Here is a 21,987-nt window from a genome sequence, read left to right on the forward strand (position 1 = left end):
TCTTAGCTGGGCAAATAGCGCGGCATGATTCGATTGAGTACTTCGGCGATGTAGCCCAAAAATAGTGTACCCATACTGGAGCGGTAATACTTGGGGTCGCGATTGCCAATGGCAATTAGGCCGAAGGTTTTGCCGTGTACCAGAGGCACCACGGCGGCCGAGCCAATCTGTTCGGCCACATCGGTGAAAATGTAGCGGCATTCGGTATCGTTTAAGTGACCGCAAAAAGCGCGGTTGTCGCGAATCAAGGAGCCTATATGTTCGCGCGCTTGATTCATACTGACTACCCGCGCCTGGCTGCCGCCAAGGGTTGCCGCATCGCCGAACAGCATGGTGCGGGTGTAGTGAATATTGAACTCTTTATCGAAACTGTGGTGCAGGGCGTCGATAATATCGCCGAGGTCCTCGCCTTCCAACAGCTCGAGCACCAAGCGTTTGGTTTTGTCGAACAGGCGGTCGTTGTCGCGGGCGTTGTCCAGTAGCTGACTTAGGCGGTGGCGCATGTCCATGTTGCGATCGCGCAGTACGGATACCTGACGCTCTACCAGAGAAACGGCGCTGCCGCTGTCGTGGGGCAGTTCAAGCTCGGCCAATAATGATGGGTGCTCAACAAAAAAGTCTGGCTTGGCCGCAAGATACCGCGCAACATCAGTGGCACTCAGGGTTTCTTCAATATCGGTGGCGTCGTTCATATTACAGTCTGACTTGTCCGTGAAATACGTTGGTGGCGGAGCCTTTCATCAACACCGGCTGGCCTTCACCCGCCCACTGAATGTGTAAGCTGCCGCCGGGCAGGTGCACAGTGACGGTTTCATCCAGCAACCCCTGCAGGCGACCGGCAACCACTGCGGCGCAGGCGCCTGTACCGCATGCCAGGGTTTCACCGGCGCCACGTTCGTACACTCGCAGGCGTATCTCGCTGGGGGTGACAATTTGCATAAAGCCCGCGTTAACCCGCGAGGGGAAGCGTGGGTGGGCCTCAATCATCGGCCCGAGAATGTCCACCGGTGCCTGCGCGACATCCTCAACGATGGTGACCGCATGAGGGTTGCCCATGGAAACGGCGCCAACCTCAACGGTGCGCGCTTCAATCTCCAGCGGGTAGGTGACGGCCCGAGAGGGTGCGCTAAACGGAATGTCGGCGGGATCCAGCACAGGTACACCCATATCCACGGTGACCTCGTCGTCGTCGTGGACATTCAGGGTCATGATGCCGCTGGCGGTTTCGACCTTGATAGAGCTTTTGCCCGTCAGGCGACGGTCGCGTACAAAGCGGGCAAAGCAGCGCGCGCCATTGCCACAGTTTTCTACCTCGCCGCCGTCGGCGTTGTATATGCGGTAGCGAAAATCTACATCGGGGCTATTGGGCACTTCGACTAACAATACCTGATCACAGCCAATACCGAAGTGACGATCGGACAGCTTGCGCACTTTGTCGGGGGTTAGCCTGATTTTCTGGCTGATGCCGTCGATGACAACAAAGTCGTTGCCAAGGCCGTGCATTTTGGTAAAGCGCAATCGCATAGTTTCGTCCGGTTGATGTGCTGTTAGCCGGTTAGTATCCCATTTGTTGGCGGCTGTGTCAGTGTTCGATCACGTGCTCGCCGCGAATCAGATCGACGAAGCTTTCGCGCTCGCGAATCACGTGTACCTGGTCGCCATCTACCAGCAGCTCGCAGGCACGTGGCCGGGTGTTGTAGTTTGAGCTCATGGTAAAGCCGTAGGCGCCGGCGGACATCACCGCGAGGGTGTCGCCGGGCTCCAGCGCCAGTTCGCGGTCTTTACCCAAAAAGTCGCCGGTTTCACATACGGGGCCTACCAAATCCCAGCGCTTTTTCTCGCCGCGGCGCGCTTTCAGCGGGCGAATATCCTGCCACGCCTGGTAGAGCGCCGGGCGGATATTGTCGTTCATGGCGGCATCGATAATGGCAAAGTTATGCGCCTCGGTGGGCTTTAAATACAGTACTTTGGTCAGCAGCGCGCCGGCGTTCGCGGCTATGGAGCGGCCGGGTTCAAACATCAATGCCAGCTTGCGACCGCCGAGCTTGGCTTTGATAGCGGCCATATAATCGGCCACTGCAGGCGGTACCTCATCGCGATAGGTCACGCCCAGGCCACCGCCTAAATCCAGATGGCTGATGTGAATCCCCTCGTCGGCCAGGCCATCGACCAATACCAGCAGGCGATCCAGGGCATCCAAAAAGGGATCCAGCTCGGTTAATTGCGAGCCGATATGGCAGTCGACACCTTGCACATCAATATTGGGCAGTGCGGCGGCGCGGCGATAGACCTCGGGCGCGCGGGCGATATCAATACCAAATTTATTCTCTTTTAAACCGGTAGAAATATACGGGTGGGTTTTTGCGTCCACGTCCGGGTTGACCCGCAACGACACCCGCGCGGTTAATCCTTGCTCCACGGCTACCTGGCTCAACAGTTCCAGCTCGGGCTCAGACTCGACATTAAAGCAGTGAATGCCTACTTGCAGCGCCTTGGCCATCTCTGCGGCGGTTTTACCCACGCCTGAAAACACAATGCGCTTCGGGTCACCACCAGCGGTCAGCACCCGCTCCATTTCACCGCCCGAGACGATATCGAAGCCCGCGCCCAGGCGGGCCAGTAGATTGAGCAGCGCAATATTGGAGTTGGCCTTAACCGCGTAGCAGATCATGCCCGGGTGTTGACCGAGTGCCTGGGCATAGGCCAGATAATGTTGAGTAAAAGCGGCGCGGCTGTAGACATAGGCGGGCGTGCCGTATTGTTCGGCAATATCGCTCAGGCGAACGTCTTCAATGGTCAGCTCGCCGCTGCGCTCGGTAAAAAAGGACATACAAATCTCACTTTTGGGCAGAATCCGACTCGGGGGCGGGTTCGTCAGCGGGTAAATACAGCGGGCCTGTCTGCCCGCAGCTGGCGCACAGGCAAATCAGTAGCAGGCAGAAAGATAAAGGTATCAGGCGCATCATCCAGGCTTCGGCAGTATTTAAACAAAGGGCGCAGTATAGCGTTGTGCAGAGGGTGGGACAATTGCAGGGGTTGACGCAGTGATGGGGTGCAGGCACAATTGTAACCGGTTTCATTTTGAGGTTGAGTGAGTCCTCAAGGTGGACATCTCCTGCGATGGTGATCTGGTTGTTCACTATCGGGGTCGATATTCGGCCACAGGGAGAGCCGCGTTTTACGCATAGATATTACGGGTGCCTGCGGGCACCCTTTTTTATGCGTGTTTGATTGATTTATTGGGTCAATGCTGTCTCTGGCCATTCTTTGCACTTCCTTTCTTGAAAAGCACACCCACCTCGGGATACAACGTTGCGCTGGATCGACCATTACAATAACAGTCGAGTCATGCCAAAGGATTATCCGTGAATAACAAAGCCATGATTGAGCTGGATCAACTGCGCAAAGAATATCGCAGCGGCGAGATAACCGTCGCCGCGTTGCAGGGGGTCAGTCTCAGCATCAACGAGAACGAATTTATCGCCATCATGGGGCCATCCGGCTCCGGCAAATCCACCATGATGAATATTCTCGGCTGCCTGGATCAGCCCACCGGTGGTCGCTATTTGCTCGGTGGTCGCGAGGTCAGCGCCATGAGCGACAACGAGCTGGCTGCGGTGCGCAATCGCGATATCGGCTTTGTGTTTCAGTCGTTCCACCTGTTGCCGCGTTTAAATATTGTGCGCAATGTGATGTTGCCGCTGCGCTACAGCGATATCGACCCCGCTGAGGCGCGTCAACGCGCCGAGCAAATGCTCGCCCGGGTCAACCTTGAGCACCGTCTTGAACATGTTCCCAATGAATTGTCCGGCGGTCAGCGCCAACGGGTCGCTATTGCGCGGGCGCTGGTAAATCGCCCCAAAATTATTTTTGCCGATGAGCCTACCGGCAACCTGGACAGCAAAACATCGGTAGAAATTATGGAGTTGTTCAGCGAGTTACACCGCGCCGGACAAACCATTATTTTGGTGACGCACGAGCCGGAAATTGCCGAGTACGCGCAGAAAGTCATTCATATGCGCGACGGCGTAATAGAGAGGGTGGAGCACAATGCCGCGCTTGCTGATTAGTCTGTTAAGTTTGCTGCTGTGTTATTCGGCCGCGGGCGAAAGCCTTTTATTAAGCGGCGAAGTGGCGGCGCGCAACTCTCAGGTTTTTGTCACTCCCGAGTCAGACAGCTGGATGATGCAGATCTCCTGGATGATTGAAGAGGGAGAAAAAGTCGCCCCCGGTGACCCGGTGGTGCAATTTGATACCGCAAGCTTGGTGGCGAGCCTGGAGCAACTAGAGGCGAACCTGCGCAAAGTCAAAGCCGAAAGCAAGCGCAACGATTTAGTGCAGAACTTAGAGTTACGAGAAGCCGAGCAGGCGCACGAAGTAGCTCGGCTGACTCTGCAAAAAGCCAAGCTGGATGCTGGCATTCCCCGCGAACTGCTCAGCCAGCTGCAGTATGAGCAGTATCAACTGGCCCTTACTCGCGCCCAGGGTGATACCGATGAAACAGCCAAGGCGCTAGCCAATAAACGCAAAGACGTAGAAGCCGAGAAAACCCGCAACCAGGTACAGATAGCAGGCGCCGAGAATGAGCTGCGCCGGGTTCAAGTAATGCTGGACAATATGACCTTGCGCGCAGATCGCTCGGGAACGGCCATGTACGTAGACCACCCTTGGACGCGGCAGAAAATTCGCGAAGGGGATTCGGTGCAGCGCGGCTTCAGCGTGTTGGAGATCCCTTCCACCGACGATTTACAAGTACGGGCCTGGCTAAACGAGGTGGATATAGCGCGAATCTCCGAGGGGCAGCAGGTTCAAATTTATTTCGATGCCATGCCCAGCCTGACATTGCAAGGTCGAGTGGCGCGCATCGGCAATCAGGCCGAACCCAAACAATACTGGGGCAACTCTGGCTACATCAATGTGGACATAAGCTTCGCCGCCGAGCCGCAGCAGCAACTGTTGCCCGGTATGAGCGTTATGGTTGAGTTGGCACAGGAGGCGACGCAATGACGTACAGACTGCTTCTGGTTGTGGTTTTGATATTTATGGCCGGCTGCAGCGGCGATGATCAGGAATTGTTGCTGGTAAAAAAGTCTGCCATCCCCCTTGCCATTCGCACTACAGGTGAGCTCACTTCGGCGCAAACGGTCGAATTGGGGCCGCCCGCGGTAAAGTACACTTGGCAGCACAAGCTGTCGTTTTTGATTCCTGAAGGCACTTGGGTGGAAAAAGGCCAAAAAGTAATGGCTTTTGATGCTCAACAACAGCACTCGCGTTTGCGCGATTTGCAAAACCAGCTGGCTACCGAGCGCCAACGCCTGGAAAGTCAGGCGCTTGATACTGAGCAAGAAACCGAACAGCTCGAGTTGGATTTGGCACAGGCGAAAATGGAACTGGAAAAAGCCGAATTAAAATCCAGTAATGTGGATAATTTAATGGCGCGGCTAGAGGTAGAAAAACTCAAAATCGACCGCGAAATTGCACAGAAAAATTATCAAATGGCTAAAGTGCGGCAGCAAAATCGCATCGCACAAATGGCTGTAGACAAAGAGATTACCCAGTCAGAGGTTGAACGTTTGACCTCAGAGGTCAACGAGCAGCGCGATGCCATAGCGGCCATGGAAGTAACAGCGCCGCGCTCGGGTATAGTGGTGTATGTTCCCAACCGCGAGGGCAACAAGCCCGCCGAAGGCGATGAGTTTTCACTGATTCAAAAAGTAATTGAGCTGCCGGATTTAAACAGCTTAATCATTGAAACCACCGTGGATGAACAAATCGCCTACAAGGTAAGGCCAGGGGACCGTGTGGACATTACTTTTGATGCTATATCCGGCCGCACCTTTAGCGGCCGGGTGGAATCTTTAGGGAAAATTGTGCGCCTGAAGTCTCGCCGCGAGCCGAGCAAAGTGTTTGATGCCGTCGTCAGTATTGATAATGCCGATACCGACGTTATGCGCCCGGGAATGGCGGCGCGACTTTCCATTGTACAGCGTGTTGAGCCAGAGGCAGTGGCCATACCCCAGCACGCCATTGTCTATCGCGATAACAAAGCCTATGTGCGCGTTAAAACCCTGGCGGGCGAGCGTGAGCGCGAAGTGACTATCGCCGCCCGCCAGGCGGGTGAGGCGATTGTTACAGACGGCCTGGATAACGGCGATGAGGTTATCTTGTGAAAATAAGGTTTATAACAATATTTTATTGCGCGGTGGTCTTAGTAGTCGCAGGCTGTGGTGAGAGTCCGCAATCCAATACACTGACGATGACAGTCACGCAGAAGCCTTTTGACTTCTCTGTGCCCGCCAAAGGCGAGCTGGTTTCCGCCGCTGAATCCCCGGTTAATGCCCCTTCTGGGAATCGGGGCCGCCTGACATTGGCATGGATGGCTGAAGAAAACAGTTCGGTTAAAAAAGGCGATATTATCGCGCGCTTTGATGGCACCGAGCACGAGTTGGAAAAACAGCGCGCCGAACTGGAGCTGACCCAAAACGAGCTGTCGCAAACCATCACGTCACGCGAGCTGAATCAGAACCAGTTTGCTATTGCGCAGCAGGCCGGTGAGGTAAAGCAAGAAAAAGAAATGGTGGAAAAGTTCAGTGTCGATGATTTAACGGTTTATTCAAAAAATGAAATTATCGATCAGCTGTTGAGCAAAGATTACTTGACCGCGCAGCAGCTCTATCTGGCCTGGCGGGAGGTGAGTCAGCAGACCCAGGGGCAGGCGCAGTTACAGTTGTTGACTCTGGAAGGAAAGAGTTACCGCGACGCCATTTCTCTGAACGCGCAAGCGCTTAACAACCTCGAGGTGGCGGCGCCCGCCGACGGTATTTTTGTCCATGCTAAGAACTGGCGCGGGGAAAAAGTACGCGAAGGACAAACGCTATGGCCGGGTTCCAAGCTCGGTTACATCCCCAGCTTGACGCAACTGCAAGCCAAGCTCTATGTGCTGGAAACCGAGGCGGCGGGTATTGAAATGGGCCAGCGCGCCAGTATTCGCTTGGATGCCTATGCCGACCAGCCGTTGGGCGGAGAAATTGTCGCTTTGGCGAATATCGCCGCGCCGCGCGATACCCGTAGTCCTACCAAGTATTTTGAGGTCACCGTACAGCTGGATACATCGGACCCGAGTTTTATGCGCCCAGGACAAAAGCTCGAGGGAAAGATTTTGGTGGCCAACAAAGAGGCGGCGCTGGCGGTGCCCAACCAAGCGGTATTTAAAGACAACGACAATAGTTGGGTGTATGTGGCCAGCGGCGCCAGCTTTGCCAGGCGTGAAGTAAAAACCGGTTTGCGGAGTTTAACCCAGACGGAAATTATCGATGGCTTGAGAGTGGGTGAGAAAGTTGCTCTGCTTGAGCCCACGGGAGAGATCAAGTGAAGAAGTTAAAAACCAGCTTACTGGAAGCGCTGGAGCAGCTTTGGTATCACCGCCTACGCACGTTTTTAACGCTACTGGGGATGATTTTTGGTGTGGGCGCGGTAATTGCCATGGTTAGCGTGGGCGAGGGCGCCGAACAGGAGGCGCTCGAGTTGATTGAATCTATGGGGCTGCGCAATGTGTTAGTGGAAGAAAAACAGGTGTGGGGAGAAAGGCTGGAAGAGGTACGTAAACACTCGGTTGGTTTGTCGCTGGATGATGTGCAGGCCAGCATGGAAACCCTGCCTTTTGCCACGGCCTACAGCGCGGAAAAAGAAATTGAAGTCTACGCCTTGTACAGTCGTAACAGCAGTAGCGACAGCGAAGTTTTGGGGGTGACACCTAGCTTACTGGAGCTGGCTAGCTTGCAGGTGGCCGAAGGGCGCTGGCTGAACGCCGATGACGATCTCTATTATCGGCAGGTCGCCGTTATCGGCACCGCCGTGGCCAGCCAGTTGTTTCCCCGTGGCGATGCCGTGGGGCAGCGTATCAAGGTGAATCACCTCTGGCTTGAAGTGGTAGGGGTGCTGGAAAGTAAAAACCTGAGCAAGGACAGCTTTCAGGGGGTGCAATTATCCGGTGAGAACAATCGCATTTATATTCCACTGCAAACGGCGCTGAAGCGTTTTGAATTTCGCGATATGGCTTCGGAAATTGACAGCTTCCGCCTGCAGCTCGCAGACGGTGTCGCGCCCCAGGCGGCGGCAGATAACCTTTCCCACTTGCTGGATCGGCGCCATGGCCAAGAGGACGATTACAACATTGTTGTTCCCGCTCAGCTGCTGAATCAACACGAGCAAACTCAGCGTATTTTCAACATCATTATGTCGTGCGTAGCGGGTATTTCGCTGCTGGTGGGCGGTATCGGCATTATGAATATTATGCTGGCAACGGTACTGGAAAGAACCAATGAGATTGGTCTGCTGCGCGCTATAGGGGCAACGCAAAATAATGTGCGCGACCAGTTTATTGTTGAAAGTGTCACCATCGCCGGTATCGGCGGGCTGCTGGGAATTGTACTGGGCTTTACGCTGGCAGCGGTGATCTCGACTTTTGCCGGTTGGCCGGTGGCCTGGTCGTTAAATGCGGTGGTGGTGGCGGTGGTGTTTTGTACCGCCACAGGTTTGATTTTCGGAATTTACCCAGCGATTAAAGCGTCCAAGCTCGATCCGATTACGGCGCTGCAGCATGATTGATTGACTAATGAGTCACATGGAAAGAATACTCGCGTCAGACATCTGACCTCAGACGTCTGACGCTCAGGCTTAGGCCTCTTCTTGCCCGGCCATATCCAACTCTTTCAGTTTGCGCGTTAGCGTATTGCGGCCCCAGCCCAAAAGGTTGGCGGCATCGCGCTTGCGCCCGGCGGTGTATTTGAGCGCGGTTTCAATCAGGGCGCGCTCAAAGGTGGGTACCGCTTCACTCAGCAGCTGGTGATGGCCGCGGGCCAGAGCTTGGTCGGCCCAGTGGCGCAGGGCTTTTTCCCAGTCGTCGGCCGGCGCGTTGCCCTCTTTGTTGTCCATCAGCTCGGGGGGTAAATCTTCCGTGTGCACCTCGCGCCCGGAAGCCATAACGGTAATCCAGCGGCAGGTGTTTTCCAGCTGGCGCACGTTACCGGGCCAGGGCAGGCTGCACATAAAATCTTCGGTTTCCGGCAGCAGGATTTTGGTGTCCACATTCAGCTCGCCGGCGGCCTTTTGCAAAAAGAATTGCGACAGCTTGGGGATGTCCTCGCGGCGGTTAGCCAGCTTGGGAATATGAATGCGAATAACGTTTAAGCGGTGGAATAAATCTTCGCGAAAGCGATTGTCAGTCACCAGGTTTTCCAGGTCCTGGTGCGTGGCGGCGATAATTCGCACATCCACTTTGACGGGGGTGTGACCGCCCACGCGGTAAAATTCTCCGTCCGCTAACACGCGCAACAAGCGCGTTTGTGTTTCGGCGGGCATGTCGCCAATTTCATCCAGAAACAGCGTGCCGCCATTGGCTTGTTCAAAGCGGCCCTGACGCTGAGTGGCGGCGCCGGTAAACGCGCCTTTTTCGTGGCCGAATAATTCCGATTCCATCAGGTCTTTGGGAATGGCGGCCATATTCAGAGCGATAAACGGCTCGCTGCGACGGGGGCTGTGGCGGTGCAGGGCGCGGGCTACCAGTTCTTTACCAGTACCGGATTCACCGTTAATCAGCACCGTAATGTTCGATTGCGACAGGCGGCCAATCGCGCGAAACACTTCCTGCATCGCCGGCGCTTCACCGATGATTTCGGTATCGATTTCCACTGTGTCTGTGTGAGTGCGCTCGGATTTTTGTTCTTCGGCGTGGGCCAGGGCGCGCTGCACTACGGCTACGGCTTCGTCCACATCGAAAGGTTTGGGTAAATACTCGAATGCGCCGCCCTGGTAGGCCGCCACCGCGCTGTCCAGATCCGAGTGTGCGGTCATAATAATAACCGGCACTTCCGGGTGGTTGGTGTGTAAGTTGGATAGCAAGCCGAGGCCGTCCATCCCGGGCATGCGGATATCGCTGACAATGGCGTCGGGCACTTCGCGACTCAGCTGGTGCAGCGCGCTGTCGGCGGTATCGAAGGTGCGGGTTTCAATACCGGCACCCTGCAGCGCTTTTTCCAAAACCCAGCGGATTGAGCGGTCGTCATCAATGATCCATACGCGATTAGACTTCTGCATGGCGGTTTCTCACAGATTAAGTATTGGTGGATGTGGTTTCCATGGGAAGGTACAAGCTAAAGCGTGTCTCCCCTGGCTCGCTGTGGCACTCAATCAAGCCGTTATGCTGGTGGATTAAGTGCTGTGAAATTGTCAGCCCAAGCCCGGTGCCTTCGGCGCGGCCGGAAATCATGGGGTAGAAAATTTGTTTCACCATGGCTTCGGGAATGCCCGGGCCATTGTCGATAACTTCTATATGCACTACCAAGGGATGATGCTGACGCCCGATGGTGTATTGGCGTCGCACCCGCGTGCGCAGGGTCAATGCCGGGTTGGGGGTGTCGTTTTCGAACATGGCCTGCATGGCATTGCGGGCAATATTGAGCAGCGCCTGAATCAGTTGCTCTTTGTCGCCGCGAATATCTGGAATGCTGGGGTCATAGTCGCGCACAATGCGGATAGCGCCACTGCTCTCGGCGCGAATCATGGTGGCTACCCGTTCCAAAACCTCGTGAATATTTAAATTGGCGACCTCTGGCAGCTGGTTGGGCCCCAGCATGCGGTCCACCAAATTTCGCAGCCGGTCTGCCTCATCAATAATAATGCTGGTGTACTCGGCCAAATCATTGCCGGGCAACTCCCGCGCTAGCAGCTGAGCTGCGCCGCGAATTCCGCCCAGAGGGTTTTTAATTTCGTGCGCCATGCCGCGTATCAACACGCGGGTGGTTTCCTGGGAGGAGGTCAGCATTTCCTCGCGCGAAATACGCAGCAAGCGGTCGATAGGTAAAATTTCTATCACCAGGCCGTCGTTATCGGCAAAGGGTGTGACCGTGTAGTCCACTGTAATTTGCTCGCCATTAAGCAGCTGCCATTCGGCGTGGCGTTTGGTGTAGTGGTTGGCATTGTTGGCCGCGTGTAGCAGCTCGCCCGGTGTGTCCGACGACTCGTGAAAAAAGTGGGTAATGGCCTCGCCGCGACAGCGTTCACAGCTGATAGACAGCAGAGCCTCGGCCGCCGGATTCATGTGACACAGCTGTAAGTGGCTGTCCAGCAGAATAATGGCGGTGCTCAGGCTGTCGAGCAGAGGTTTGTGGATGTCTCGGGGTGTCACGGTTGTACCTACTCCAGAACCGCAGCGCGGTGATTTATGAAGGTGCACCATGCAATAAGCAAACCAACACAAAAAGGTGCGAAAAACGGGCGTTTTCACACAGTGCACGATGAATTTGTACACATTCTTGCACAGAAGTGGGGCGCTTGCTTCGCTTTGGGGCGAAAGTCGGTACTGGTGGGGTGCCTGTGGGGGCAGTGGCGCCGCTTAGGGGCTTAGTACTGAGGCCCGGTGCACGTATACGGTCACAGTTTCGCTGCTGCCGAGCACCTCATCCATGGCATTGAGTACATCGACGCGTATTTGGTGTTCGCCGCGTAGAATTTCGCGAATGGAAAAGTTATTCACGGCGGCCCGGCCCAGCAGCTCGCCGTCCATGTAGTAGGCGAACTCGGCGTCGCCCTGCAGCGGGCGGTCTGTCGCTGCGGCGATAATCAGGTCGCGCTGGCCGGGCGTGACGGTGTATTCGTTGGTGGGGCTGACAATGCGCACGTTGTAGCTGACGTTGTCAGCCTCGGATTGGTTCTCCTGCTCGTTCTGGGGGCGGGCATTTAAATCGATGGGTTTGGTGCCCGGTACGACATTCGTTGGGGGTACGGTGATTTTTTCCGCTTTGTCGCCGTAGCGCTCCACGCTGCTGGGGTCGTCTGTGTAGGTGACATTGCCGTATTTATCGACCGATTTGTAGACCTCGGCCTGCGCGCTGAAGCATAGGGCGGTAAAGCAAGTTGCCAGGCCAATCAATGAAGTTAAGCGCATAAGATCATTCCGTTTGAGCAGTGGCAATAAGATAGCGCTTTGTGAGGTAAAGAAAAAGGCCCGCCTGGCAACAGGCGGGCCTTTTTGCGACTTGGTACGCGAGGTACCAAGTGTGACTTACACGCTGTAGTAGAGTTCGAATTCTACTGGGTGTGGAGTCATTTGCAGACGCTGGATGTCGGCTTTTTTCAGCTCGATGTAAGAGTCGATGAAGTCTTTGGTGAATACACCGCCGGCTTGCAGGAACTCGTTGTCCTCTTCCAGAGCGTTCAGAGCTTGCTCCAGGCTAGAGCACACAGTTGGGATTTGTGCTTCTTCTTCTGGAGGCAGGTCGTACAGGTCTTTAGACGCCGCTTCACCTGGGTGAATCTTGTTCTGCACACCGTCAATACCGGCCATCAGCAGAGCTGCGAAGCACAGGTAAGGGTTAGCGGTGGGGTCAGGGAAGCGAGTTTCAACACGCTTGGCTTTGGGACTGGTTACAAACGGAATGCGGATAGACGCAGAGCGGTTGCGCGCAGAGTAGGCCAGCATAACAGGCGCTTCAAAGCCTGGAACCAGACGCTTGTAAGAGTTGGTTGAAGCGTTACAGAAAGCGTTCAGGGCGCGGGCGTGCTTGATGATACCGCCAATGTAGTACAGAGCAGTTTCAGACAGGCCAGCGTAGTCGTCACCGGCAAACTGGTTGACGCCGTCTTTAGAGAAAGACTGGTGTACGTGCATACCAGAGCCATTGTCGCCGATCAGCGGCTTAGGCATAAAGGTGGCGGTTTTGCCGTAGGCGTGGGCAACGTTGTGCACGCAGTACTTCAGAATCTGTACTTCGTCGGCTTTTTTCACCAGAGTGTTGGCGCCAACACCAATTTCACACTGACCGGCAGTGGCCACTTCGTGGTGGTGAACTTCAATTTCCAGGCCCATGGCTTCCATGGCGTTACACATGGCGCCACGCAGATCGTTCAGTGAGTCCACGGGAGGAACGGGGAAGTAGCCGCCTTTGACGGTTGGGCGGTGGCCGGCGTTACCGTCTTCGAACTCGTCGCCAGAAGACCAAGCGCCTTCTTCGGATTTGATTTTGTAGAAGGCGCCGCCCATTTCGGAGGCCCAGTGGACACTGTCAAATACGAAGAATTCTGGCTCAGGACCGAACAGAGCGGTGTCGCCCAGGCCGGTAGATTTCAAATACTCTTCCGCGCGCAGGCCGATAGAGCGGGGATCGCGGTCGTAGCCTTGCATGGTGGTAGGCTCAACGATGTTACAGCGAATGATTACAGTGCTGTCTTCGGCGAAAGGATCCAGAATAGAGGTTTCGTCGTCTGGCATCAGAATCATGTCTGATTCGTTAATGCCTTTCCAGCCGTTGATGGACGAGCCATCAAACATTTTGCCTTCTTCAAAGAAATCGTCGTCGATAGAAGCGGCGGGAATGGTAACGTGCTGTTCTTTACCGCGAGTATCGGTAAAGCGCATGTCTACCCAGCGTGCTTCGTGTTCTTTGATCAGTTCCAGTGTCTTTTTGGACATCGAGTGCCTCCAATTAGTAAAGCCTACGGGCTACGGACGTTAAACATGTGTGCCTGAAGTGCGTGGGCAAATCAGGCTTTGCGCCCTACTGCGCTCAGCGGACTGAGCCGGGCGACTATTAGTGTCCCGGGGTAAGGGCAAGAACTGTGCCAGCAAATAAAACATGGGTGGCGGGCGATGTTACAGGGCCTGCCATCCGGTGGCTCAGATCTTACAGGATTGGCGCGAACCAAAATGGTGCTTATGCACAAAAGTGTGCATCATTATGGTGCTTTGGCATAATGGCGGGTTTTTGTTTCGCCACCAGCCATGCATTATAATGTCGCGCTTTTACCGCGCGCTTACAGTAGGCTCTCATGCATTTCATCGTCAAGGTTTTCCCAGAAATAATTATCAAGTCACCGCCGGTGCGCAAGCGCTTTATCAAGCAGCTGCGCGACAACCTGCGCGCGCTGATTGCGCCCGTGGGGCCGGGTATCCGGGTGGATCGCGACTGGGAGAAAATCGAAATCAGTGCCGATGACAGCAATCTGTCCGGCGACGAGATCGCCCTGCGCGAGGCTCGGGTAGCTGAGATTCTCGCGCATACGCCGGGCATCGGCAGCTACCTAAAGGTGCTGGAGTTTCCCCTGGGGGATTTGCACGGAATATTCGAGGCGACTTTAAGTTGCTGGCAGGGGCGCCTGGCGGGTAAAACCTTTTGCGTGCGTGCCAAGCGCAGCGGTAACCACGACTTTACCTCGCATGAGGTGGAGCGCTACGTGGGGGGCGGTCTGGCGCAGCACACTGACAATGCCGGCGTCGAGCTGCGCAAGCCCGAGATTACCGTGCGCCTGGAGATTAAAGACGAGCGGTTGTTTGTCGTATCCAGTCAGCAGCAGGGCCTGGGGGGCTACCCGTTGGGGTCGCAGGAGTCAGTGGTTTCGCTGATCTCGGGCGGTTTTGACTCTACGGTGTCCACCTACCTGACCATGAAGCGCGGTATTCGCACGCATTTTTGCTTTTTCAACCTGGGCGGACGGCAACACGAGCTGGGAGTGAAAGAGGTTTCCTATTACCTTTGGCACAAGTACGGTGCATCCCACCCGGTAAAGTTTGTGACTGTACCGTTTGAGGGCGTGGTGAGCGAAATTTTGCAGCATGTCGATAACTCTTATATGGGGGTGGTGCTCAAGCGCATGATGCTGCGCGCCGCCAGCCGTGTGGCGCAAGAGTTTAAATGGCCGGCACTGGTGACTGGTGAGAGTGTGGCCCAGGTTTCCAGCCAGACTTTGCCCAACCTAAGTGTGATCGACCGGGTCACCGACACTCTGGTGCTGCGCCCACTGATCACCATGGATAAAGGCGAGATTATCGATATCTCACGCGAGATTGGCACCGAGACTTTTGCGGCCAATATGCCAGAGTACTGCGGAGTGATTTCTGTTAAGCCCACCACCCGAGCGCGCATGGACAAGGTGCAGGCGGTTGAGGAAAAGTTTGATTTTGCCGTGCTCGAGCAGGCGATTAGTTCGCGAGTAGTGGCGGATGTGCGCGATCTGGCCGAATCGGTAGAGGGGGCCGCTGAGGTCGATGTAGTGAGTGAGCTGCCTGACGCTGCGGTGGTGATCGATATCCGCCATCCGGATGAAGAATCTCTAAAGCCCTTGCTGCTAGATGCCGAAGTACTCAAAATTCCGTTCTATACCCTTAACAACGCGCTGGGGCAACTGCATGGTGGTAAACAGTATTACCTGTATTGTGAGAAAGGTATTATGAGTCAGCTGCACGCCTCGCATCTGGCCGATGATGGCCATACCAATATTGGTGTATACCGGCCGCAATAGCCCCATTAGCTTAGGTTTTACACGATGCCCAGAAAAACACCTCTGCGCCAAGTGCTTGGCTTTTTAGCCATTGCCCTGGCGATTGTGGCTTTGTCGGTGCTGGCTACCCTGCAGGTGTTAGACGTTTCTGTGGGTGAGTTTGCACTGCGCGCGGGCAGCGAAGAGGCCGGCCCCTATCGCCACGCCACCATGACCGATGGCCAGATGGCCTGTGAAGAAAAGGCGGAAAACTCATTCGACGGGCGCATTCGGGTATTGCATGTAGACACCTTCAGTAGCCGCCAGGATCACAGTAAAGACCTGTATAAAATTTTCCTTGAGGCATTGATTTACGCCGACTCTGACCAGGAGGGGGAGCCCCGCGAGATTTTTATCAGCTGTTTTGTGCACGCGAAAAGCGGCCGGATCGAGCGTTTTCAATTTGCCGGCGACAGCGAGGGAGAAGTGGGCCCCGATGGCGAAGAGCCGACCAACTACTTTGGTTTGTAATGCATTTTGCCGTTAATTTGGTAAAAAGTGCCTAAAAACTGTTCTTTTTGATTCCTGTTGTCGCTTTCGATCGCTATAATGCGCGCCTTTTCAGTCGTCCTGTAGGGCGCTGCCATTCATTACCTCTGAGAGCAACATTGTGACCACCCAACCCGACATCGCCAAGCTGCGCAATATCGCTATTATCGCCCACGTTGACCACGGCAAAACGACCCTGGTGGACAAGCTGCTGTCCCAATCCGGTACGCTGGACCGTCGCGACGAAGGTGCCGAGCGCATCATGGATTCGAACGATCAGGAAAAAGAGCGCGGCATTACCATTCTGGCAAAGAACACCGCCATCCGCTGGAACGACTTCCGCATTAACATTGTGGATACTCCCGGGCACGCCGACTTCGGTGGTGAGGTAGAGCGCGTACTGTCGATGGTGGATTCAGTACTGTTGCTGGTAGATGCCGTTGACGGTCCTATGCCGCAAACTCGCTTTGTAACCAGCAAAGCTTTCGAAAAAGGCTTGAACCCCATTGTGGTGATCAACAAAGTTGACCGCCCAGGTGCGCGCCCCGACTGGGTGGTGGACCAGGTGTTTGATTTGTTCGATCGCCTGGGCGCGACCGACGAGCAGCTGGACTTTCCGATTATTTACGCCTCTGCCCTGAATGGTGTTGCCGGCCCCGAGCCGGACGAGCTAGCGGAAGATATGACGCCGCTGTTTGAAATGATCACCCAGCACGTACAGCCGCCAAATGTTGATATTGACGGCGCTTTCCAGATGCAGATCTCGGCGCTGGATTACAACAGCTACGTGGGCGTTATCGGTATTGGCCGTATTAAGCGCGGCAGTCTGTCCCCTAATCAGCAAGTGGTAGTGGCCAAGCGTGAAGGCGGCACCAAAAAAGCCAAGGTTCTGCAGGTGATGGGCTACCACGGTCTGGAGCGTGTGGACACTGATCGCGCTACCGCCGGTGACATTGTGTGCATTACCGGTATTGATGGTCTGGATATCTCCGATACCCTGTGTGCGCCCGACACCATCGAGCCGCTGCCCGCTTTGACAGTAGACGAGCCCACCGTGAGCATGACCTTTCAAGTCAACGACTCACCCTTTGCCGGTAAAGAGGGCAAATTTGTTACTAGCCGCAATATTCGCGAGCGCCTCGATCAAGAGCTGATTCATAACGTGGCGCTGCGGGTCCAACAGGGCGATAGCCCCGATAAGTTTGTGGTGTCTGGCCGCGGCGAGTTGCACCTGTCGGTACTGATTGAAAACATGCGCCGCGAGGGCTTTGAGCTGGGTGTATCTCGCCCCGAGGTAATTCAGCGCGAAGTAGACGGCGAGATTCACGAGCCCTACGAGCAGGTGGTTATCGATGTGGAAGACCAGCACCAGGGCAGCGTAATGGAAGAGCTGGGTCTGCGTCGCGGCGAAATGACCAACATGGAGCCGGACGGTAAAGGCCGAGTGAAGCTGGAGTTTTTGATTCCCTCGCGCGGTTTGATTGGCTTTCGTGGCCAGTTCCTGACTATGACCTCTGGCTCGGGCATTATGACCAGCATTTTTGATCACTATGGCCCGGTCAAGGCCGGTGAGGTGATCAGCCGTCACAACGGGGTGCTGGTATCCATGGTGAAGGGTAAAACCCTAGCCTACGCACTGTTTAATCTGCAGGATCGCGGCCGTCTGTTCTTGGGCCACGGTGAAGATATCTACGAAGGACAGATTATCGGTATTCACTCTCGCGACAACGACCTGGCGGTTAACCCCACCAAAGCCAAACAGTTGACCAACGTTCGTGCCGCCGGTACCGACGAAGCTCTGACTTTGACGCCACCTATCCAGCACACTCTGGAGCAGGCGCTTGAGTTTATTGAGGACGACGAGCTGGTAGAAGTGACTCCTGAGTCTATTCGTTTGCGTAAAAAATTGTTGACCGAAAACGAACGCAAGCGCGCGAAGAAGTAAACCGACTAAGATTTACCTATTGTGGCATACGAAAGCCTCGCAAGCGTTGCTCGCGGGGCTTTTTTTATGCCTGCGATAAAACCCTAGGAGGTGGCTAAGTCTCACTTTTGTCTGGGCGTCCCACTTTTATTATTTTCTGGATGTGGGCTGACTCTAAGCACCGAGCCTGATTTTATAACCTCAAAATAAAAGAGGTTACCCCTATGAAGTTTAAGCCTGCCGCTGTAGCGCTTTTGAGTGCGCTCTGTTCCGTAAATGCCGTCCTTGCGGGCGAGCCGAAAGATGTCGATATCGTGAAAACCGAGGGCGCGTACCAGCTGTTAGTTGACGGTCAACCCTTCGCCGTAAAAGGTGTTGGTTTTGGTGGTTCCGATCTCGCCACTCTGGAGCTGTTAACCCAGATAGGCGGCAACAGTATCCGTACCTGGAGTGCCGATAACGCCGATGCCATATTGGCCCGCGCCGCCGAGCTGGGGATTATGGTGGCGCTGGGGTTTGACACACAAAAGCAATTGCATGGTTTTGATTACAATGATGAGCAGGCGGTGGCGGAGCAGTTTGCGCGCTTGCAGAAAACGGTGCAAAAGTACAAAGATCACCCCAACCTGTTGGCCTGGGTAGTGGCCAATGAGCCAAACCTGCTGTTTGACGACGACGGCTCGTTAACGGATGTAAACCCCAAGGTTTATATGGCCATTAACCAGATGATTGAGTATATCCACCAGGAAGACCCCAATCATCCGGTGACTTACTCTTTCGCCGGTGCCGATAAAGCGCATATTCAAACCGCCCTGAAGTACACGCCCAGCGTGGATTTTATATCCGTACAGTTGTATGCCGATGTGGCAAATTTGCCCGCGATTATTGAAGAAGTCGGGGTGGACAAGCCCTTCATGGTGACCGAGTATGGCGCCATAGGTCACTGGGAACGACCTACGACACAGTGGGGCCGAGAGATAGAAGAGCCCAGTGGAGTTAAAGCAAAAACTTTTGCCGAGCGTATGCATCAGGCCTTCGATGGCAACCCCACGGGCCAGGTTATTGGTTCCTATGCGTTTTTGTGGGGGCAAAAGCAAGAGCGAACACCGACCTGGTACGGCATGTTCAATGCCGACGGTAAGCCCAATGCGCGCGTCGATGAGCTGTCGCGCTATTGGACCGGAAGCTATCCAGACAATCGCGCCCCACTAGCCCATTCCATTCGTCTAAATGGGCAGCCCGCCGAGAGCAGTGTTTATGTTAAGCCTGCACAGGCACTTACCGTCGATGTTGCGGCAGGCGACCCGGATGGCGATCCTTTGCGTTACCAATGGCAGCTATTGCACGAGGTGGGAGAGCGCAGTCAGGGCGGAGCCTTTGAAGCCAAGCCCGAAGCCTTAGAGTTGAAGGTTATTAGCCAAGAGCCGGGAAAAATGGTTTTTACTGCGCCCAAAGTAGCTGGAGACTACCGAATCTTTGCCTATATCTACGATGATCGTGGCAAAGTGGGTAACGCAAACTTTCCCTTTTATGTTTCCTCGGGGCAATAGCCATGTATATGCCAGCGGGCCGATGCATTGTACTGATGTTATGCCTGCTTAATCTCGGCGCTTGCTCGGGATTCTATTATAACCCGGAGTATATTCGCAGCGGCGATGATGTGGACTATAAGGACGATTTGCTGGAGTGTTCGCGCCTGCATAATCTCCCCGGTTCTGCGTCGGTAAAACAGTGTATGCAGCACAAGGGTTGGCAGTCAGCCGATTCAGTATCTATTAGCCTATAAGGCTAAGCCTTCGAGCTTTCTTCGGTTTTCATTTCAATATTCCATAACTAACGCTTTATCAATAAAGCGTTAGTTTTTCTCTTCGTGACTTCTTTATTCTATTCGGTAATGTGTTATCGATACCGACAACGTGCAATTGAAATACCCGTTTTTATTCAGTGTTTTTTTTGCTTTTCGGATTTAATTTTTTCGAAAAATTTTGTTATCGATAACCTGTGTCGCGAAAAATTTTATTGTTGATTTATGAGAAAAATATAAATTTTTTCTGTGACTTTCCTCTCAGAGGTCGGCGCGTGAATTCCTTTTTTACTTGTCTCTTGTGTCTATACTGCCTGCTTCGTAAACGGCCGATTAGTATTTAAAGGTTGTTGCGAATATAAATTTAATAATTTTCTTGCTAGCTATCGCAGAGGATGTGGGTCGTTAAAAAGCTAACTATTTTTTTGGCGGCTTAGTATTGAGGTGTGTTCGCGATTCTGCGATGCAACGCTATGGAGAGTAATAAAATGTTTAAAGTGAAGAGACGTGTTAGATCTACGGCTATTCTCGGGTTAGCCATTGCTGCAGTTGCCCAGGGCGCTGGAGCACAAAGCGCCAGCTGCAGTTATACGGTTAACAGTGATTGGGGCTCAGGTTTTGTGGGTAGCATCAATATCACCAATACTGGCAACGAGCCCATCAATGGCTGGAATGTAAATTGGCAGTATGACAACAACACATTAGGTAATACCTGGAACGCTAATTTAAGCGGCTCAAACCCTTACAGTGCGTCCAATCTTAGCTGGAACAGCACCATTCAACCGGGGCAAACAGTAAGCTTCGGTTTTCAGGGTACTACTAACGGCGGCGCGGCTGAAGTCCCGGTCGTCAATGGCGATGTTTGTAACGGGGCAAGCTCTTCCTCCAGTAGCTCGAGCAGCTCAGTTTCCAGTAGTTCTTCTTCGAGCAGTTCCTCCAGCTCATCATCAAGTTCTTCCAGCAGTTCCTCGTCATCCAGTGAGCCCTCCGGTGACGGTACCTTCCGTGTAGACGAGACTGGCAACATTACTAAAAATGGCGAGTTGTTTCCGGTTAAGTGTTCTTCCTGGTTTGGTTTGGAAGGTCAGCACGAGCCGCCGGATGCAGAAAACAACCCCGACGGCGCACCAATGGAGTTGTATGTGGGCAATATGTGGTGGGTTGAAAGCGGCCGCGACATTCAGCAAACCATGGATGAAATTACCGCCCAGGGTATTAACACTATCCGCCTTCCTATTGCTCCGCAAACTTTGGACCCCAATGATCCCCAGGGGCGCGGCGACATTCGTCAGGGCGGGGTTTTGAAAAACGCGCCCTCTGTGCGTCAGGATAACGCGCGACAAGCGTTGGAAGACTTTATTGTGCAGGCCGATCAGAACGACATTCAGGTGATAATCGATATTCACTCCTGCTCCAATTATGTGGGCTGGCGCGCCGGTCGTTTGGATGCCACACCGCCTTATGCCGACCGCGACCGTGAACACTACGAATTTACCCGTGAAGGTTATTCCTGCGGCGTCGTGGACGACGAAGGTGTTGTGGTTCACGAGTACAACGAGCAACTCTGGCTTGAAGACCTGCAAACCATTGCCGGCTTCTCCGAGCAGCTGGGTGTAGACAACATTATGGCCATCGATATTTTCAACGAGCCATGGGATTACACCTGGGATGAGTGGAGCACCCTGGCCGAAAATGCCTATGCAGCCATCAACGAAGTCAACCAGGATATTCTGGTGATGGTTGAAGGTATTTCTGCCGGCACCAGTGATGGCACCGAAGTCGCTCACGGTGGCGAAGATACTAACCCCAACTGGGGCGAGAACTTCTATCCACTGCAGTTTGATCCTCTGGATATTCCTAAAGAACGTCTGATTCTGTCGCCCCACACCTATGGTCCTTCGGTTTATGTGCAACCGCAGTTTATGGACCCGGCCGAACCCGAGTGTGATGGCCTGGAAGGCGACGAAGCCGGTGATGCCGGCTGTAATATTGTGATTGACCCGGCCCGTATTCGCCCCGGTTGGGATGAGCACTTTGGCTATCTGCGCGAGCAGGGTTATGCCATGGTAATCGGCGAGTTTGGCGGCTTCTTTGACTGGCCGAATGGCGCGCCTGTGCGCGATCGGGAACGCTGGGGTCACATTCAGACCAATGTCGATGAGCAGTGGCAGAATACCCTGGTTGATTACATGATCGAGAAGGATATTCAGGCCTGTTACTGGTCTACCAACCCAGAATCCGGTGATACCGGTGGTTTGTACAACCATGCCTATGACCCCGTCTCGAACGAGGCCGGCTGGGGTACTTGGGAAGGCTTTGACCAGGACAAATGGAGCTTGCTGCAACGCCTGTGGCAAGACTAGACATCCCCTGTTACTAGCCACACTGTCAAGCCGGGCCCAGTGCCCGGCTTTTTTATGCCTGGTGTAATGGTCTGTAATGGTGTTGCAATCGCCTG

At 54.3% G+C, this 21,987-nt stretch carries 17 protein-coding genes; 10 read left to right on the forward strand and 7 right to left on the reverse strand.

Features of this window, described 5'->3' with window-relative positions:
- Window positions 1–2: 2 nt before the first annotated feature.
- The 3 genes from NHM04_RS12610 to lysA are packed head-to-tail and all read right to left on the reverse strand — an operon-like array spanning window position 3 to window position 2,830.
- The gene (locus NHM04_RS12610; protein WP_254264141.1) at window positions 3–692 is read right to left on the reverse strand and encodes a DUF484 family protein; all 690 of its coding nucleotides are present in this window, start codon (window positions 690–692) and stop codon (window positions 3–5) included.
- A 1-nt stretch (window position 693) separates the two neighbouring features.
- Window positions 694–1,524, reverse strand: coding sequence for a diaminopimelate epimerase (gene dapF, locus NHM04_RS12615; protein ID WP_254264142.1), 831 nt, complete (start codon window positions 1,522–1,524; stop codon window positions 694–696).
- Window positions 1,525–1,582: 58 nt separating this feature from the next.
- Window positions 1,583–2,830, reverse strand: coding sequence for a diaminopimelate decarboxylase (gene lysA, locus NHM04_RS12620; protein ID WP_254264143.1), 1,248 nt, complete (start codon window positions 2,828–2,830; stop codon window positions 1,583–1,585).
- A 535-nt stretch (window positions 2,831–3,365) separates the two neighbouring features.
- Between lysA and NHM04_RS12625 the strand changes: the two genes are divergently transcribed.
- The 5 genes from NHM04_RS12625 (at window position 3,366) to NHM04_RS12645 (ending at window position 8,607) form a co-directional block, all read left to right on the forward strand.
- Window positions 3,366–4,070 (forward strand): ABC transporter ATP-binding protein, encoded by a 705-nt coding sequence (locus tag NHM04_RS12625; RefSeq protein WP_305881946.1) that lies wholly within the window; start codon window positions 3,366–3,368, stop codon window positions 4,068–4,070.
- Window positions 4,051–5,007: an HlyD family secretion protein gene (locus NHM04_RS12630; RefSeq protein ID WP_254264144.1), complete on the forward strand. Its 957-nt coding sequence runs from the start codon at window positions 4,051–4,053 to the stop codon at window positions 5,005–5,007. Before NHM04_RS12625 ends, NHM04_RS12630 begins: the two co-directional genes overlap by 20 nt.
- Window positions 5,004–6,170, forward strand: a complete 1,167-nt coding sequence (locus NHM04_RS12635; protein WP_254264145.1) for an efflux RND transporter periplasmic adaptor subunit — start codon at window positions 5,004–5,006, stop codon at window positions 6,168–6,170. Before NHM04_RS12630 ends, NHM04_RS12635 begins: the two co-directional genes overlap by 4 nt.
- 86 nt (window positions 6,171–6,256) lie before the next feature.
- Window positions 6,257–7,372 (forward strand): efflux RND transporter periplasmic adaptor subunit, encoded by a 1,116-nt coding sequence (locus tag NHM04_RS12640; protein WP_254264146.1) that lies wholly within the window; start codon window positions 6,257–6,259, stop codon window positions 7,370–7,372.
- The gene (locus NHM04_RS12645) at window positions 7,369–8,607 is read left to right on the forward strand and encodes an ABC transporter permease (RefSeq protein ID WP_254264147.1); all 1,239 of its coding nucleotides are present in this window, start codon (window positions 7,369–7,371) and stop codon (window positions 8,605–8,607) included. The genes NHM04_RS12640 and NHM04_RS12645 overlap by 4 nt, the downstream gene beginning before the upstream one ends.
- A 69-nt stretch (window positions 8,608–8,676) precedes the next feature.
- Here NHM04_RS12645 and glnG read toward each other — a convergent pair whose 3' ends face one another.
- From glnG to glnA, 4 genes are all read right to left on the reverse strand, one after another.
- Window positions 8,677–10,095 carry a nitrogen regulation protein NR(I) gene (glnG, locus tag NHM04_RS12650; RefSeq protein WP_254264148.1) on the reverse strand — a complete coding sequence of 473 codons (1,419 nt, stop codon included), beginning with the start codon at window positions 10,093–10,095 and terminating at the stop codon, window positions 8,677–8,679.
- Between the two features lie 16 nt (window positions 10,096–10,111).
- Window positions 10,112–11,185 carry a nitrogen regulation protein NR(II) gene (glnL, locus tag NHM04_RS12655; RefSeq protein WP_305881947.1) on the reverse strand — a complete coding sequence of 358 codons (1,074 nt, stop codon included), beginning with the start codon at window positions 11,183–11,185 and terminating at the stop codon, window positions 10,112–10,114.
- A gap of 207 nt (window positions 11,186–11,392) precedes the next feature.
- Window positions 11,393–11,944: a DUF4124 domain-containing protein gene (locus NHM04_RS12660; RefSeq protein ID WP_254264149.1), complete on the reverse strand. Its 552-nt coding sequence runs from the start codon at window positions 11,942–11,944 to the stop codon at window positions 11,393–11,395.
- A gap of 117 nt (window positions 11,945–12,061) precedes the next feature.
- Entirely contained in the window at window positions 12,062–13,468 is a 1,407-nt protein-coding gene (glnA, locus tag NHM04_RS12665; RefSeq protein WP_254264150.1) for a glutamate--ammonia ligase, read from the reverse strand.
- A 356-nt stretch (window positions 13,469–13,824) separates the two neighbouring features.
- Between glnA and thiI the strand changes: the two genes are divergently transcribed.
- From thiI to NHM04_RS12690, 5 genes are all read left to right on the forward strand, one after another.
- On the forward strand, window positions 13,825–15,294 hold the full coding sequence (gene thiI / locus NHM04_RS12670) for a tRNA uracil 4-sulfurtransferase ThiI (protein WP_254264151.1): 1,470 nt from the start codon (window positions 13,825–13,827) through the stop codon (window positions 15,292–15,294).
- 24 nt (window positions 15,295–15,318) lie between these two features.
- The gene (locus tag NHM04_RS12675) at window positions 15,319–15,783 is read left to right on the forward strand and encodes a hypothetical protein (RefSeq protein ID WP_254264152.1); all 465 of its coding nucleotides are present in this window, start codon (window positions 15,319–15,321) and stop codon (window positions 15,781–15,783) included.
- Between the two features lie 139 nt (window positions 15,784–15,922).
- Complete coding sequence (gene typA, locus NHM04_RS12680; RefSeq protein WP_254264153.1) at window positions 15,923–17,746, forward strand: translational GTPase TypA; 1,824 nt, start codon at window positions 15,923–15,925, stop codon at window positions 17,744–17,746.
- 203 nt (window positions 17,747–17,949) lie between these two features.
- On the forward strand, window positions 17,950–19,275 hold the full coding sequence (locus tag NHM04_RS12685; RefSeq protein ID WP_254264154.1) for a glycoside hydrolase family 2 TIM barrel-domain containing protein: 1,326 nt from the start codon (window positions 17,950–17,952) through the stop codon (window positions 19,273–19,275).
- A 742-nt stretch (window positions 19,276–20,017) separates the two neighbouring features.
- Window positions 20,018–21,892 carry a cellulase family glycosylhydrolase gene (locus tag NHM04_RS12690; protein ID WP_254264155.1) on the forward strand — a complete coding sequence of 625 codons (1,875 nt, stop codon included), beginning with the start codon at window positions 20,018–20,020 and terminating at the stop codon, window positions 21,890–21,892.
- Window positions 21,893–21,987 lie beyond the last annotated feature (95 nt).

It is taken from the genome of Gilvimarinus sp. DA14 (assembly GCF_024204685.1).
Classification (GTDB): Bacteria; Pseudomonadota; Gammaproteobacteria; order Pseudomonadales; family Cellvibrionaceae; genus Gilvimarinus.

Bases quoted from the DNA above. Each gene is read 5' to 3' on its own strand.
- NHM04_RS12610 (WP_254264141.1), bottom strand. From the start codon at position 692: ATGAACGACGCCACCGATATTGAAGAAACCCTGAGTGCCACTGATGTT.
- dapF (WP_254264142.1), bottom strand. From the start codon at position 1,524: ATGCGATTGCGCTTTACCAAAATGCACGGCCTTGGCAACGACTTTGTT.
- lysA (WP_254264143.1), bottom strand. From the start codon at position 2,830: ATGTCCTTTTTTACCGAGCGCAGCGGCGAGCTGACCATTGAAGACGTT.
- NHM04_RS12630 (WP_254264144.1), top strand. From the start codon at position 4,051: ATGCCGCGCTTGCTGATTAGTCTGTTAAGTTTGCTGCTGTGTTATTCG.
- NHM04_RS12635 (WP_254264145.1), top strand. From the start codon at position 5,004: ATGACGTACAGACTGCTTCTGGTTGTGGTTTTGATATTTATGGCCGGC.
- NHM04_RS12640 (WP_254264146.1), top strand. From the start codon at position 6,257: ATGACAGTCACGCAGAAGCCTTTTGACTTCTCTGTGCCCGCCAAAGGC.
- glnG (WP_254264148.1), bottom strand. From the start codon at position 10,095: ATGCAGAAGTCTAATCGCGTATGGATCATTGATGACGACCGCTCAATC.
- NHM04_RS12660 (WP_254264149.1), bottom strand. From the start codon at position 11,944: ATGCGCTTAACTTCATTGATTGGCCTGGCAACTTGCTTTACCGCCCTA.
- glnA (WP_254264150.1), bottom strand. From the start codon at position 13,468: ATGTCCAAAAAGACACTGGAACTGATCAAAGAACACGAAGCACGCTGG.
- thiI (WP_254264151.1), top strand. From the start codon at position 13,825: ATGCATTTCATCGTCAAGGTTTTCCCAGAAATAATTATCAAGTCACCG.
- NHM04_RS12675 (WP_254264152.1), top strand. From the start codon at position 15,319: ATGCCCAGAAAAACACCTCTGCGCCAAGTGCTTGGCTTTTTAGCCATT.
- NHM04_RS12685 (WP_254264154.1), top strand. From the start codon at position 17,950: ATGAAGTTTAAGCCTGCCGCTGTAGCGCTTTTGAGTGCGCTCTGTTCC.
- NHM04_RS12690 (WP_254264155.1), top strand. From the start codon at position 20,018: ATGTTTAAAGTGAAGAGACGTGTTAGATCTACGGCTATTCTCGGGTTA.